At 47.8% G+C, this 13,594-nt stretch carries 15 protein-coding genes and 2 pseudogenes; 16 read left to right on the forward strand and 1 reads right to left on the reverse strand.

The genetic code is table 11. From position 1 onward, the window contains the following. Positions 1 to 90: 90 nt before the first annotated feature. The 16 genes and pseudogenes from tet(32) (at position 91) to DW743_RS17110 (ending at position 12,649) form a co-directional block, all read left to right on the forward strand. Positions 91 to 2,010 carry a tetracycline resistance ribosomal protection protein Tet(32) gene (gene tet(32) / locus DW743_RS17035; RefSeq protein WP_118760269.1) on the forward strand — a complete coding sequence of 640 codons (1,920 nt, stop codon included), beginning with the start codon at positions 91 to 93 and terminating at the stop codon, positions 2,008 to 2,010. A gap of 81 nt (positions 2,011 to 2,091) precedes the next feature. Then, positions 2,092 to 2,546, forward strand: a pseudogene (locus tag DW743_RS17040) (helix-turn-helix domain-containing protein). Positions 2,547 to 2,759: 213 nt separating this feature from the next. Then, positions 2,760 to 3,527: a class I SAM-dependent methyltransferase gene (locus DW743_RS17045; RefSeq protein WP_002602097.1), complete on the forward strand. Its 768-nt coding sequence runs from the start codon at positions 2,760 to 2,762 to the stop codon at positions 3,525 to 3,527. A 204-nt stretch (positions 3,528 to 3,731) separates the two neighbouring features. Beyond that, a complete protein-coding gene (locus DW743_RS17050; RefSeq protein ID WP_002602096.1) occupies positions 3,732 to 4,178 on the forward strand; it encodes an RNA polymerase sigma factor in 447 nt (148 codons plus the stop codon). Beyond that, complete coding sequence (locus DW743_RS17055; protein WP_002602095.1) at positions 4,168 to 4,371, forward strand: helix-turn-helix domain-containing protein; 204 nt, start codon at positions 4,168 to 4,170, stop codon at positions 4,369 to 4,371. Before DW743_RS17050 ends, DW743_RS17055 begins: the two co-directional genes overlap by 11 nt. Positions 4,372 to 4,904: 533 nt before the next feature. After that, positions 4,905 to 5,303 (forward strand): plasmid mobilization protein, encoded by a 399-nt coding sequence (locus DW743_RS17060; protein ID WP_002602094.1) that lies wholly within the window; start codon positions 4,905 to 4,907, stop codon positions 5,301 to 5,303. Further along, positions 5,275 to 6,897 carry a relaxase/mobilization nuclease domain-containing protein gene (locus DW743_RS17065; protein ID WP_002602093.1) on the forward strand — a complete coding sequence of 541 codons (1,623 nt, stop codon included), beginning with the start codon at positions 5,275 to 5,277 and terminating at the stop codon, positions 6,895 to 6,897. Before DW743_RS17060 ends, DW743_RS17065 begins: the two co-directional genes overlap by 29 nt. A gap of 186 nt (positions 6,898 to 7,083) precedes the next feature. Then, positions 7,084 to 7,275, forward strand: coding sequence for a hypothetical protein (locus DW743_RS17075; protein WP_006058351.1), 192 nt, complete (start codon positions 7,084 to 7,086; stop codon positions 7,273 to 7,275). Then, positions 7,265 to 8,023 carry a phage replisome organizer N-terminal domain-containing protein gene (locus tag DW743_RS17080; protein WP_002605636.1) on the forward strand — a complete coding sequence of 253 codons (759 nt, stop codon included), beginning with the start codon at positions 7,265 to 7,267 and terminating at the stop codon, positions 8,021 to 8,023. Before DW743_RS17075 ends, DW743_RS17080 begins: the two co-directional genes overlap by 11 nt. Then, positions 8,020 to 8,877, forward strand: coding sequence for an ATP-binding protein (locus DW743_RS17085; RefSeq protein WP_002605635.1), 858 nt, complete (start codon positions 8,020 to 8,022; stop codon positions 8,875 to 8,877). Before DW743_RS17080 ends, DW743_RS17085 begins: the two co-directional genes overlap by 4 nt. After that, entirely contained in the window at positions 8,874 to 9,056 is a 183-nt protein-coding gene (locus DW743_RS17090; protein ID WP_002605634.1) for a transposon-encoded TnpW family protein, read from the forward strand. Before DW743_RS17085 ends, DW743_RS17090 begins: the two co-directional genes overlap by 4 nt. Positions 9,057 to 9,156: 100 nt before the next feature. Further along, the gene (locus DW743_RS17095; RefSeq protein WP_002605633.1) at positions 9,157 to 10,767 is read left to right on the forward strand and encodes a recombinase family protein; all 1,611 of its coding nucleotides are present in this window, start codon (positions 9,157 to 9,159) and stop codon (positions 10,765 to 10,767) included. 21 nt (positions 10,768 to 10,788) lie between these two features. Continuing rightward, positions 10,789 to 10,887, forward strand: a pseudogene (locus DW743_RS19125) (Maff2 family mobile element protein); the annotation flags it as partial. Between the two features lie 161 nt (positions 10,888 to 11,048). After that, positions 11,049 to 11,321 carry a helix-turn-helix domain-containing protein gene (locus tag DW743_RS17100; RefSeq protein ID WP_002593556.1) on the forward strand — a complete coding sequence of 91 codons (273 nt, stop codon included), beginning with the start codon at positions 11,049 to 11,051 and terminating at the stop codon, positions 11,319 to 11,321. Further along, on the forward strand, positions 11,281 to 11,670 hold the full coding sequence (locus DW743_RS17105; RefSeq protein WP_009296082.1) for a TnpV protein: 390 nt from the start codon (positions 11,281 to 11,283) through the stop codon (positions 11,668 to 11,670). The genes DW743_RS17100 and DW743_RS17105 overlap by 41 nt, the downstream gene beginning before the upstream one ends. A 16-nt stretch (positions 11,671 to 11,686) precedes the next feature. After that, complete coding sequence (locus DW743_RS17110; RefSeq protein WP_014078537.1) at positions 11,687 to 12,649, forward strand: DUF3658 domain-containing protein; 963 nt, start codon at positions 11,687 to 11,689, stop codon at positions 12,647 to 12,649. 61 nt (positions 12,650 to 12,710) lie between these two features. Here DW743_RS17110 and DW743_RS17115 read toward each other — a convergent pair whose 3' ends face one another. Continuing rightward, positions 12,711 to 13,517, reverse strand: coding sequence for a helix-turn-helix domain-containing protein (locus DW743_RS17115; RefSeq protein WP_117762206.1), 807 nt, complete (start codon positions 13,515 to 13,517; stop codon positions 12,711 to 12,713). Between the last annotated feature and the right edge of the window lie 77 nt (positions 13,518 to 13,594).

Raw genomic sequence — 13,594 nt, forward strand, 5'->3', positions numbered from 1 at the left:
ATGTCCGCAAATTATAATCCCCAGTGGTAAAAGTATTTTACTGCTGGGGATTTTTATGCCCTTTTGGGGCTGTAAAAGGAGGACAATCACATGAAAATAATCAATATTGGAATTCTCGCCCATGTAGACGCAGGAAAAACAACATTGACGGAAAGCCTGCTGTACACCAGTGGAGCGATTGCGGAACAAGGAAACGTGGATAAAGGAACTACAAGAACAGACACTATGATTTTGGAACGGCAGCGCGGAATTACCATTCAGACAGCGGTTACTTCTTTTTGCTGGAATGATTATAAAATCAATATCGTGGACACTCCCGGTCATATGGATTTTTTAACCGAAGCATACCGCTCTTTATCTGTCCTTGACGGAGCTGTTTTAGTCATTTCGGCAAAAGACGGCGTACAGGCACAAACCCGTATATTATTCCATGCGCTTCAGAAAATGGACATTCCGACAATTATCTTTATAAATAAGATAGACCAAAATGGGATCGACCTGCGGCGTGTTTACCAAAGCATTAAAGATAAACTTACCAGTGATATGATTGTCATGCAGGAGGTTTCCCTGTCGCCAAAGATAACCATGACCGATATTTCTGATTTGGACAAATGGGATATGATTATTTCCGGAAGCGATGAACTATTAGAACGATATGTTGCAGAGGATTCTTTGGATATACAGGAATTACAATATGAAAAGTGCAAAAGAACCAGATGCTGCTCTTTGTTTCCTGTTTATCATGGGAGTGCAAAAGACAATTTAGGAACAGAAAAACTGATTGAAGCGATTACAGAAACTTTCATTACAGAAACAGACGATATTCAGTCTGAATTATGTGGATATGTTTTTAAGGTTGAGTATACAGAGCGGAAAAAACGGCTTTCTTATTTACGCCTGTATCATTGGACGCTCCATTTACGGGATACCCTGCTGCTGTCAAAAAAGGAAAAAATAAAGATTACAGAAATGTGTATTCCGTCAAATGGTGAAATCGTCCCGGTTGACCATGCCTGTCCGGGAGAAATTGTTATTTTAGCTGATGATACTTTGAAACTGAACGACATTCTGGGAAATGAAAAACTCCTGCCTCACAAAACATGGATTGATAATCCCATGCCATTACTTCGGACAACGGTAGAGCCGCAAAAGCCGGAGCAAAGGGAAGCCCTGTTAAATGCCCTCACAGAGATTGCTGATACAGACCCTCTTTTGCATTTTGACATTGATACTGTTACACATGAGATTATATTATCTTTTTTGGGAAAAGTACAGTTAGAAGTTATTTGTTCGCTATTAGAAGAAAAATATCATGTGGGCGTGGCTATGAAAGAGCCTTCGGTTATTTATCTGGAAAGACCGCAAAAAAAAGCGAGCTACACGATTCATATTGAAGTGCCGCCGAATCCGTTTTGGGCATCTATTGGTTTGACTGTAACACCGCTTCCTGTTGGAAGCGGAACACAATATAAAAGCGAGGTATCTCTCGGCTATTTAAACCAAAGTTTTCAAAATGCCGTCATGGAGGGTGTGCGTTATGGAATGGAGCAGGGCTTATATGGCTGGGGAGTGACAGACTGCCAAATTTGTTTTGATTATGGAGTTTATTACAGCCCGGTCAGCACCCCCGCTGATTTTCGTTTTCTTGCGCCTGTCGTGTTGGAGCAGGCATTGAAAAAAGCAGGAACACAACTGTTGGAACCATACCTTTCCTTTACCCTTTTTGCACCGCAGGAATATCTTTCACGGGCTTATAATGACGCACCAAAGTATTGCGCAATCATTGAATCAACCAGACTTGAAAAAGATGAAGTTATTTTTAAGGGGGAAATCCCTGCCCGTTGTATTGGTGAATATAGAAATGATTTGAATTTTTATACAAATGGAAGAAGTGTCTGCATTACAGAATTAAAAGGGTATCAGGAAACTTCCGGCGAGCCTGTGTTTCAGCCACGCCGCCCGAACAGCCGTTTAGACAAGATCCGGCATATGTTTCAGAAGATAATGTAACATCTTGCGCAATGCAAACGTTCATTGCTGGCTATTGCGAAATATCATTGATAAAATCAGCATCAGAGAGGAGGAACCATTTTGAACCAGAAACAGACGGATATTACAACAGGAAAGCAAATACGTCATCTGCGAACACAATCGGGAATGACACAGGAAGAACTGGCTGGGAAATTGAATGTTACCCGGCAGGCGCTATCGAATTGGGAGAGAGATGTTAATGAACCCGATTTAAATACGTTGAAAAAAATTTGTTTTCTTTTTGGAGTCCACATGGACGATTTTGCGAAGGAGGTAATAACAAAAATGGAAACATGTGAAAAAAAGAGAAACGACAATTTAATAAGTATGATATGGCAATTGGACTTTTTTATGGTGTCGGGATATTTCTTGGCATTGGTATTTTCTTTGTTGGCGGTTTTATGACAATGTCGGGTGCAGGGTGGGGAGCATCACTATTTGGCGGTGGCTGTTTTTCTCTTGTATTTGGCTTGATATGCCATGCAGTTATTACATTGAGAAGAAATGACAAATGATGACATATCCTGCTTTCTAGTCTTTTCGGTCATATCGCGTAAAAAAGCCGCTGCTTTTGGCTTTCCAATAGCGGCGGCAAAGGGAAATATCCTTTGAATACCTTACAGAAGAAAAGTTTTGCAGCATTATAAAAATAAAAGCCTATACCATTTTGGAAAGAAAAGATACATAATAGTCAAGACGGCAACAATCAGAAGTTATGGAGGGTAACAATGGAATATAGTAAGGAAGATTTAATGGAAGCAAAAAGGCAAATTTTGGGAGTGGGAGAGAACATGGGAACAGAGGAAAGCAAAAAGATCTGGGAGAAAAACGCACAATTTTGGGATGATGCAATGGGTGACGAATCCAATGAATTTCACAGAGAGGTAGTACGTCCCAAAGTAACGGAACTTCTCTCTCCTGATCCTTCGGATTACATTTTGGATATTGCGTGCGGCAATGGAAATTATTCTTCGTATCTTGCACAGAGAGGCGCTTCGGTCGTCGCTTTTGATTACAGCAAAAAAATGATAGAATTGGCTAAAAGACGGCGATCACAATATGCAAAACAAATTGAGTTTTGCGTAGCGGATGCGACCAATAGAGAAAGCTTATTAGGATTAAAAAGAAATCGAGCCTTTACGAAAGCAGTTTCTAATATGGCAATTATGGATATTACGGATATTGAACCGCTTTTTATGGCTGTTTATGAACTATTGGAGGAAAACGGGATTTTTGTCTTTGCAACGCAGCACCCTTGTTTTATCACATTGACTGAAAAATATATGACACCGCACAGTTACTATGATATAGCGATCGAAGGGCAGCCGGAGGAGCAGATTTATTATCATCGTTCCATACAAGATATTTTTAACCTTTGTTTCAGAGCTGGATTTGTCATTGATGGATTTTATGAAGAATGTTTCAAAAACAATAAAGAAATTCCTATGGTAATGATAGTAAGGCTTAAAAAGGTAAAACGTGATAGCTTAAAATAAATTCAAGTTTGCCGGATAAATAGCAAACCCGGCCGAGCCAGTCAACGGTCAAGATGAACGGGCTTCGCCCGCCGTTGACAGCCCCGCCCGGTTTTGCAGTTAGGCAGTCAAGGAGCGACAGCCTAAAGTGCTGCCGCCCCTTACTATCATAAAAAGCAACTACTAACCAGCCACAGCCCTTTTGGGAGGAAAGGGGGATTTTCCATGACCTGTACAGAAGAATATCGGGAACATATCGAGTACACTTTCCATGCCTTTTGCAAAGTCGTTATCCGAAATGCAACGATCAACGCAGCGAGGACACGGAGCAGGAAGCACAAAAGAGAAATATCCCTTGAATACCTCACAGACGAAAAGCACTACCCTTTAGGCACGACAGATGAATATTTCCAAGCCCCGGAGCCGGACGAGGAATACATACTTACCCTTTGCGGCGATACGGTCATTTTCAGCAGCGGTTTACTTGCGGAAGCCCTGTCACGGCTGGACGAACGGGAGCGGGAAATGATTTACCTGTCCTTTTTCAAGCGTATTCCACAGCACGAAATTGGCAGACAGTACGGGCGCAGCCGCAGCACAGCGGGCTACCATATCCGAAAAGCCCTACGGCAGCTCCAAGCGGAAATGGAGGGAATGGCATATGAGAAATAATAGGCTTCTCCCCTATGAAACAATCGTCCAAGCCGCCAGCGGGGAGCCGGAAGCGGTGGGAACTGTATTGCAGTATTACCGCCGCCGCATACAATGTGCCGCCCGTGTGAATGGACGGGTAGACCAAGATACAGAGGACTACATCACCCAGACGCTTCTCACAGCTATTTTCAAGTTCCGCTTTGGGAGATAGCCCTACCGCCTACAACTGAATAACCGCCGCTTCGCCGGCAACCAGAAAGCAGTAAATCTATTCAACAGATTTGCTGCTTTTTTTCGTTCCTGTTTGGCATTTTTGAAAATCCCCAGTATGAAAAAACAAAAGGGAAAATAGCCGCCGCAGTTGGCAAAATCCCTTACTTATCCGTAGAGGGTATCAAAGAAAAAAATACTGCCATTGTCCGCCTATTCCGGCTTGCGTGGTGTTGTAGGGAATAGAGGGGAAATTCTAAAAATCTCCGTCCATTTTGCTTTGCGTGGTGTTGTAGGTAGTGAAAGGAAAATTTTCAAGATAAGCCGGAATAGCGGGTAGCAAAGCCCTTTTGAAACGTTTTGTTAGCGGAAAGGACGGGAGCCGGGGAACGCCGGAGTTTTTCAGAGCAAGATTCTACCGAGGTGCCAAAATTCGCTCTCCGCTTATTTTTGCCCCTGCGGGAATCTTGTTGGGGAGTGCCTTCCCCAAACCCTGCTATGCGCCCTGTCGGGCGAGAAAGGAGGTCACAGACCATGCGAAAGAAATACAATACGCCCCACCGCCGTCATGTGGTAAAGACCCGCATGACCGATGAAGAATACGCCGACTTCACCGGGCGGCTGGCGGCTTATGAAATCAGCCAGTCCGAGTTTATCCGGCAAGCCATACGGAAAGCGACCATACGCCCCATTGTCACCGTTTCCCCGGTCAATGACGGGCTGCTTGCCGCCCTCTCCAAGCTCACGGCAGAGTACGGGAAAATCGGCGGCAACTTAAACCAGATTGCCCGGAGCCTGAACGAATACGGAAGCCCCTACCGGGGGCTGGAAAAGGAAGTGCGGGGAGCCGCCGCCGACCTTGCCGCCTTGAAGTTTGAAGTCTTGCAGAAAGTAGGTGAAGCCGTTGGCGATACTCAAACATATCAGCTCTAAAAATGCCAACTACGGGGACGCTGAAAAATACCTCACATTCGAGCATGACGAGTTTACCATGAAGCCCACCCTTGACGCAGACGGGCGGCTCATACCGAGGGTAGACTACCGCATATCCTCTCTGAATTGTGGCGGGGAGGATTTTGCCGTTGCCTGTATGCGCTCCAATCTCCGCTACGGCAAGAACCAGAAACGGGAGGACGTAAAGAGCCACCACTACATCATCAGCTTTGACCCACGGGACGGCCCGGACAACGGCTTGACCGTTGATCGGGCGCAGGAGCTGGGCGAGAAGTTCTGCGCCGAGCATTTCCCCGGACACCAGGCCCTTGTCTGCACCCACCCGGACGGACACAGCCACACCGAAAATATCCATGTGCATATCGTCATTAACAGTCTGCGGATTGCGGAGGTTCCCATGCTGCCCCACATGGACAGGCCAGCGGACAGGAAAGCAGGCTGCAAGCACCGCTGTACGGACGCAGCTATGAACTATCTGAAAGCCGAAGTCATGGAGATGTGCCACAGCGAGGGGCTTTACCAGATAGACCTTTTGAACGGCAGCAAAGAACGCATTACCGAGCGTGAGTATTGGGCGCAGAAGAAAGGACAGGCTGCCCTTGACAGAGCCAACGCCCCTATTGCTGCGGACGGTATCGCGCCCCGGCAGACCAAGTTTGAAACGGATAAGGCGAAGCTGCGCCGGACTATCCGGGAAGCCCTTGCCGCTGCTTCCGGCTTTGATGAGTTTGCCGCCCTGCTTCTCCGGCATGGTGTGACCGTCAAGGAGAGCCGGGGGCGGCTAAGTTACCTCACGCCGGACAGGACGAAGCCAATTACCGCCCGGAAGCTGGGGGACGATTTTGACCGGGCTGCTGTCCTCTCCGTTTTGGAGCAGAACGCCGCCAGAGCCGCCGAAAAACCCGCAGCCATAGCGGAATACCCCGGCAGTATCAAAGACCGCTTACGGACGAAAAAAGAAGCGAAAAACGCCCCGAACAATGACGCTGTACAGCGCATGGTAGACATAGCCGCCAAGCGAGCCGAGGGGAAAGGACGGGGCTATGAGAAGTGGGCGACCATGCACAACCTCAAACAGATGTCGGCTACCCTCATGCTCTACCAGCAGTATGGCTTTTCTTCCCCGGACGAGCTGGACGCTGCCATTTCCGCAGCCAACACCGCCACGCAGGAGAGCCTTGCCGGACTGAAAGGGCTGGAAGCCGCTATCCGGGAGAAAAAGGAATTGCAGCGCAACCTTTTGGGCTATATCGGCACGAAGCCCGCCCGTGACGGTCTGAAAGCGCAGAAATCGGAGAAAGCCCGGAGAGCCTACCGGGAACAGCACGAAAGCGATTTTATCATAGCGGACACAGCCGCCCGTTATTTCCGGGAGCATGGAATAACCAAGCTGCCAGCCAGCAAAGCCCTGCAAAGGGAGATTGAGCAGCTTACCGTCCAGAAGAACGCCGGATATAACGACTACCGGGAGAAACGCCAGCGGGCGCAGGAGCTTCAGACAGTCAGACGCAATATCGACCAGATTTTAAGGGGCGCACCGAGCCAGCAGAAAAAGCGTGAACAGGAGCGTTAAAGACCGCCCCGAAATGATACCGAAACCCTACAAAAATACAGGTATGATATGAACCCTTACCGCAATACTCCCCGACTTCCAAACGGGGCTTACAGGGCAGAAAAAGCCCGAAAATGATACCGAGAACATACAGAAAATGCCCCCTATCCCGCTACACCGATAGGAACGGCAGAAAGGAGCTTACCATTGCCGAGAATGAGCAAGAAGCGGCGGCTGGAATGGTCTTTCTTCCTCAACCACCGCAACCGTATCACTTACAACGACCTATGCCGGGGCTGCACCCGTGACTGCAAACAGAGCTTCCGGGCGGTTATCATACTATGCCCTCGCTATTATTCCAAACGCTGGAAAAAGGAGGACGCAGCCTATGGCAGATAACCGCAAATATTACTACCTCAAGCTGAAAGAGAGCTATTTTGACGATGATGCAATCGTTCTGCTGGAAAGTATGCAGGACGGCGTTATCTATTCCAACATTCTCTTGAAGCTGTACTTGAAATCGCTGAAAAACGGCGGGAAATTGCAGCTTGACGAGAATATCCCCTACACCGCCCAGATGATTGCGACCATTACCCGCCAGCAGGTAGGTACCGTAGAGAGAGCTTTGAAAATCTTTATGAAGCTGGGGCTTGTGGAGCCTTTGCCAAGCGGCGCACTCTACATGAGCAACATTGAGCTTTTAATCGGCCAGTCCTCTACCGAGGGGGAGCGCAAGCGCAGGGCGCGGCTGGCTTTGCAGGAACAAAAAGCCCTGCCGCAGACAGGGGCGGACAAATGTCCACCATATCGAGCGGACATTTGTCCACCAGAGATAGAGATAGAGAAAGAGATAGATATAGAAATAGAAAAAGAGAGAGAGTTAGAAACGGGACACCCCGCCCCCGCCGCCTATGGCAGATACCACAATGTCATTCTTTCCGATACGGAGCTTGACGGGCTGAAAACAGAGCTTCCCGGCAAGTGGGAGTATTACATTGACCGCCTATCCTGCCATATCGCTTCCAGCGGGAGGAAATACAAGAGCCATGCAGCCACGATTTTCAAGTGGGCGCAGGAGGACGCAGCCAAGAAAGCCCCGAAAAAGGGCATACCCGATTATACCTGTAAGGAGGGCGAGAGCTTATGACGAATGGATTTGATGAAATGATTTTGAATATGACCGACACCACGCCGGAGCCGGAGGACTACACCGGCGAGGACGGGCTTTTATACTGCGGGAAGTGCCACAAGCCCAAAGAGGGCTATTTCCCCAAAGAAACCGCCGCATGGCTGGGGCGTGACCGCCACCCGGCAGAATGTGACTGCCAGCGGGCAGAGCGTGAGGAACGGGAAGCCGCAGAGAAACAGCGCAGTCACCTTGAAACTGTCGAGCGGTTGAAGCGGCGGGGCTTTACAGACCCGGCTATGCAGGGCTGGACGTTTGAGAACGACAACGGCAAGTGCCCGCAAATGGAACACGCCCATTTCTATGTGGAGAACTGGGAAACCATGAAAGAGCGCAACATTGGCTATCTGCTATGGGGCGGCGTTGGCACAGGCAAGAGCTATTTTGCGGGCTGTATCGCAAATGCCCTTATGGAGCGTGAAATCCCCGTGTGCATGACAAACTTTGCATTGATATTGGGTGACCTTGCCGCCAGCTTTGAGGGCAGGAATGAATATATCTCCCGACTTTGCAGCTTCCCGCTGCTTATCCTTGACGATTTTGGAATGGAACGGGGAACGGAATACGGCTTAGAGCAGGTCTACAACGTGATTGACAGCCGTTACCGCAGCGGCAGGCCGCTGATCGTCACGACTAATCTCACGCTGGAGGACTTGCAGCACCCGGAGGACACCGCCCACGCCCGCATTTATGACCGTCTGATTGAAATGTGTTCTCCTGTCCGCTTTACCGGGAGCAACTTCCGAAAAGCCACGGCGCAGGAGAAAATGGGACAACTGAAAAAGCTGATGAACAGAAAGGAGAGCCGCCTATGACCAACACCCCAAAGAATGACCGCAGCACCCGCCGCCCGGATTGCGTGACGGAAATCCGCATAGGTAATTCTGTCCTTGTCGTTTCCGGCTATTTCAAGCAGGACACCACCGCCACCGCCGCCGATAAAATGCTGAAAGTGCTGGAAGCGGAAGCTGCTACACAAAAATCGGCAATTTGACGGGACGTAAAGAAGCAGAAAGGACTGTACAGCCAGCCCCGGCGTGTGGTATGATAGTCATACGGAATAGTGGGGCTGGCTGTCGGAAATGGAGGACACTATGTTAAGACAGACCACCCGAAACCTTATTACCGCCCTTTATCCGAGATTATCCCACGAGGACGAGCTGCAAGGTGAGAGCAATTCTATTTCAAACCAGAAGCGTATTCTTGAAACCTATGCGAAGCAGAACGGCTTTTCCAATCTGCAATGGTACACAGATGACGGTTATTCTGGGGCGAACTTCCAAAGACCCGGTTTTCAAGCCATGCTTGCGGACATTGAAGCCGGAAAAGTCGGCACCGTTATCGTCAAGGATATGTCACGGTTAGGGCGAAACTATCTGCAAGTGGGAATGTATACGGAAATGATTTTCCCACAGAAAGGCGTCCGCTTTATCGCTATCAATGACGGAGTGGACAGCGCACAGGGCGACAATGATTTTGCCCCTCTGCGGAACATTTTTAACGAATGGCTGGTGAGAGATACGAGCAAGAAAATCAAAGCAGTAAAACGGTCTAAGGGTATGAGCGGGAAGCCCGTCACGAGCAAACCCGTATACGGCTACTTTATGGACGAGGACGAAAATTTTATCATTGACGGGGAAGCCGCCCCTGTTGTGCGGCAGATTTACAGCTTGTGCCTTGCCGGGAACGGGCCGACCAAGATAGCCCGTATGCTCACAGAGCAGGAGATCCCCACGCCGGGAACGCTGGAATACCGTCGGACGGGAAGCACCCGCCGCTACCACCCCGGCTATGAGTGCAAGTGGGCGACCAATACCGTGGTACATATCCTTGAAAACAGGGAGTACACGGGCTGTCTGGTAAACTTCAAGACGGAGAAGCCGTCCTACAAGACCAAGCACAGCGTAGAGAACCCCATTGAGAAACAGGCGATTTTCGAGAACCACCATGAGCCTATCATTGACACCCAGATGTGGGAGCGTGTGCAGGAGTTACGCAAGCAGCGCAAACGCCCGAACCGCTATGATGAAGTGGGCTTATTCTCCGGCATACTCTTTTGTGCCGACTGCGGCAGCGTCCTTTACCAGCAGCGTTACCAGAACGCCACCCGCAAGCAGGATTGTTATATCTGCGGGAGCTACAAGAAGCGTACCCGTGACTGTACGGCGCACTTTATCCGCACCGACCTGTTGACCGCCGGAGTGACCGACAATCTGCGGAAAGTCACCAGCTATGCAGCGAAGCACGAAGCCCGGTTTATGAAGCTGCTGATCGAGCAGAACGAGGACGGGGGCAAGCGCAGGAACGCCGCAAGGAAAAAGGAGCTGGAAGCCGCCGAGAAGCGTATCAGCGAGTTATCCGCTATCTTCAAGCGGCTGTATGAGGACAGCGTGACCGGGCGCATTTCAGACGAGCGTTTCACGGAGCTGTCGGCAGACTATGAAGCCGAGCAGAAAGAACTGAAAGAGAGAGCCGCCGCTATCCGGGCAGAGCTTTCCAAAGCGCAGGAAGCCACGGTAAACGCAGAAAAGTTTATGAATGTTGTCCGCAAGTACACCAGCTTTGAAGAACTTACCCCTACCCTTTTGCGTGAGTTTGTGGAGAAAATCGTTGTGCATGAGTGCAGCTATGACGAGAACGGCACACGCAGACAGGACATTGATATTTATTACTCTTTCGTTGGCAAGGTAGACCTGCCCGAATGACCGCCCGACCTATCCGGCGCAATGCGCAAACGCCGGATAGGAACGGCAAAATTTTTTACACTTCTACTACTTCTTTATCACACATCAGCAAAAAGCCAGGGTATGAAACAGTTCATGGCTAATTAAAGGGAGCAAAAAGAAAGGAAAAGCACAATCCAGACGGTATCAGCGGCAGGTTACAAGAATAAATTGTGATTTCACAAGATTGGTGTTATAATAAGAGAAAAGTTCCTGCCGGGGCAGCCGCCTCGGTGGTATGGATAGAAAGGCAGGAAAACAATATGCACATCAGCTATAAACCACTCTGGCACACACTGTTAGAGCGTGATATGAGGAAAGAGGATTTAAGGCTTGCCGCTGGTATGACAACGAATATGATTGCCAACATGAGCAAAGAGGGAAAGCACATCAGCATGGACACATTAGCCCGTATCTGTGAAACGCTGAATTGTGAGATTACCGATGTGATTGAGTTAGTACCAGACGAGCCTGCTTCCACAGGAGGTAAGGAACATGAGAGAATTGAAACCAAGAATAACGGAAAACGGAATTGATTATATCCTTGTCGGAGATTACTACATCCCGGACTTGAAACTGCCGGAGGAACACCGCCCTATCGGAAAGTACGGACGGATGCACCGGGAATATTTAAGGGAAGTCCACCCAGCCAGATTGAATACATTGATACTGACCGGAGAATTGTGGACATATCTTGCAGACCTGAACGAACAGGCACAGGAACGGTTAGACACTATCATGGAGCAGATGAAAGCCACCGAGGGCGTGACAGAGGAATTGAAGCGAACTCAACAAATGGAATGGGTGCAGCGTTGTAATAACATTCACAACCGGGCAGAAGAAATTGTTTTGCATGATATAATTTATTCATACGGGAGTAATTAAATCGGAGGTATATAAGATGATTGAAATTGTATTTGGTGAAAGTGCCTGTGGAAGTTTGAAAATTGCCCAAACTTACGGTAAGGGAAAGTATAGAGGAAGTGCAGTTTCGGTCTTTATGAGGCACGAAGATGGGAGTGTTCCATCTTCAGATGAAATGAAAGAAGCACAAATTCAAGCACAGGAACAAGAACATATTGCTTGGGAGAATGCTATTCCATTGGGAGGCAAGAGCAGTGATGTTTATTGTTTTGATATGGCTCTTAGTGTGGGAGATATTTCTGATAATGGAATTGGCGAACAGCGGAAAAATGTTCTCAAGAAAATGCTGTCTGTCTGGTTTGTAGAGGATTTAGACTATCAGGTTGAAGAAAAAATACAGAAAATTAAAACTACATTGTCTTCGGTTATTGAACGATATGTAGCTGGGGAAGAAGTTCGTATTTGGTATAGCTATAATCCGGATGAACTTTGCGGTATGTACTGGCTTATGAAACAACTTCGACCATTAAACTGTCAGACAACAATTTATTTGGTTAAGTTACCTGCCTGGGAATATGGAAAAGAAAATACTATGACATCCAAAATAGCATGGGGTGAGGTTTCTCCTGGCGAATGGGGAAAATATATAACTCTACAAGAAAAAGCTAAGCCTGTATTTCTTTCAGCTTGTGCTATGAAATGGAATCAACTTCAAAATGAAAATGCACCTTTGCGTGCAATGCTAAATGGTAAATTGCAAAGTGTTTCAGAAGATATATATGATAGTTTCATTCTTCGTGAAATTGCGGAACAGCCAGAGCAATTCAAAATGGCTATTGTTATAGGTAATGTTTTAGGAAAATATCAACTTGGAATTAGTGATGTATGGATTTCTAATCGCATTGATAAAATGCTTGAAGATGGTGTGTTGGAAATTATACAGGACGCACCAAAGGGAGAAACAAATTATCGCCGGATATTAAGAAAACGAATGAAATAATAACCACAGCAAGAACCGCTGCTACATGGAAGGCACCCCAACCATGCAACAGCGGTTTTTTTTACCGTTTTTTCCTCTGGCTGATAGGCGTTCCCATTTTCTTTGATTTTTTGAGAATCCGAATCAGCCAGCGAAATTCTTCGTCTGACAGATTTTTATAGTTGATACCGAGCTGCTTGCAGTAAAGGACAACCAGCTTTTCATCCCGGCTGCCCTTGAAATTTTCGACTGCTTCGAGATTTTCTTTCAATTCATCGGCAACGGTGGTCTGGGGCGCACTCTCACTGTCCTTTTTATGGGCTTCCCGAATATCCCGGATAATCAGGTTGAGGTCATCCAGAACCATGTGACTGAAATACTCATCATCACTGATATGTGCAGCTTGCAGCACCTTCAAATGCGGGTCGTCTTCGCCAGGGCGATACCGTTCAATGATTTCATGCCGGACGGTATCGACAAGGGCGTTGAGGTTCTGAATCTGCATGGTGGCAATCCCATCCACATAAATCTCAATGTCCGCAAGAAACTTGATAAAGTCCTTATGGGTGGCAAGTTCGCATAGCAGACGGTTATTAATCCGACCGCTTTTCAGAAGTGCTACCATCTCATCACTCAAATGCAGCTCCGTCAATGGCGTGTTGATCTGCTCCCTGTTCTCTGTCCGGCACAGCAGATAATCAACGGAAACTCCATAGAAGTCTGCCAGCGTGATAAGGTTGCCATGATTGATTTCCTTATAATCCTCTTTTTCATAATTCCCAAGAGCTGATTTGGAAATGCCCGTCAGCTTTGATAATTCTTCCAGATTTAAGCCTTTGTCCTTGCGGAGTTCCCAAAGACGTTCCTGTATGCTTGTTGCTCCTTTCATGGGCGCACGCTCCTTTCCGGTGGGTTGATTGCTGCCGCTTATCTGGATTATATCACACTTTCCGCAATCGTGGAAAT

This window comes from Blautia sp. AM28-27 (assembly GCF_003480905.1).
GTDB lineage: Bacteria > Bacillota > Clostridia > Lachnospirales > Lachnospiraceae > Fusicatenibacter > Fusicatenibacter saccharivorans.

Coding starts and splice junctions, on each gene's coding strand:
- DW743_RS17045 (WP_002602097.1), top strand. CDS start 2,760: ATGGAATATAGTAAGGAAGATTTAATGGAAGCAAAAAGGCAAATTTTG.
- DW743_RS17050 (WP_002602096.1), top strand. CDS start 3,732: ATGACCTGTACAGAAGAATATCGGGAACATATCGAGTACACTTTCCAT.
- DW743_RS17055 (WP_002602095.1), top strand. CDS start 4,168: ATGAGAAATAATAGGCTTCTCCCCTATGAAACAATCGTCCAAGCCGCC.
- DW743_RS17060 (WP_002602094.1), top strand. CDS start 4,905: ATGCGAAAGAAATACAATACGCCCCACCGCCGTCATGTGGTAAAGACC.
- DW743_RS17080 (WP_002605636.1), top strand. CDS start 7,265: ATGGCAGATAACCGCAAATATTACTACCTCAAGCTGAAAGAGAGCTAT.
- DW743_RS17085 (WP_002605635.1), top strand. CDS start 8,020: ATGACGAATGGATTTGATGAAATGATTTTGAATATGACCGACACCACG.
- DW743_RS17090 (WP_002605634.1), top strand. CDS start 8,874: ATGACCAACACCCCAAAGAATGACCGCAGCACCCGCCGCCCGGATTGC.
- DW743_RS17095 (WP_002605633.1), top strand. CDS start 9,157: ATGTTAAGACAGACCACCCGAAACCTTATTACCGCCCTTTATCCGAGA.
- DW743_RS17100 (WP_002593556.1), top strand. CDS start 11,049: ATGCACATCAGCTATAAACCACTCTGGCACACACTGTTAGAGCGTGAT.
- DW743_RS17105 (WP_009296082.1), top strand. CDS start 11,281: ATGAGAGAATTGAAACCAAGAATAACGGAAAACGGAATTGATTATATC.
- DW743_RS17110 (WP_014078537.1), top strand. CDS start 11,687: ATGATTGAAATTGTATTTGGTGAAAGTGCCTGTGGAAGTTTGAAAATT.
- DW743_RS17115 (WP_117762206.1), bottom strand. CDS start 13,517: ATGAAAGGAGCAACAAGCATACAGGAACGTCTTTGGGAACTCCGCAAG.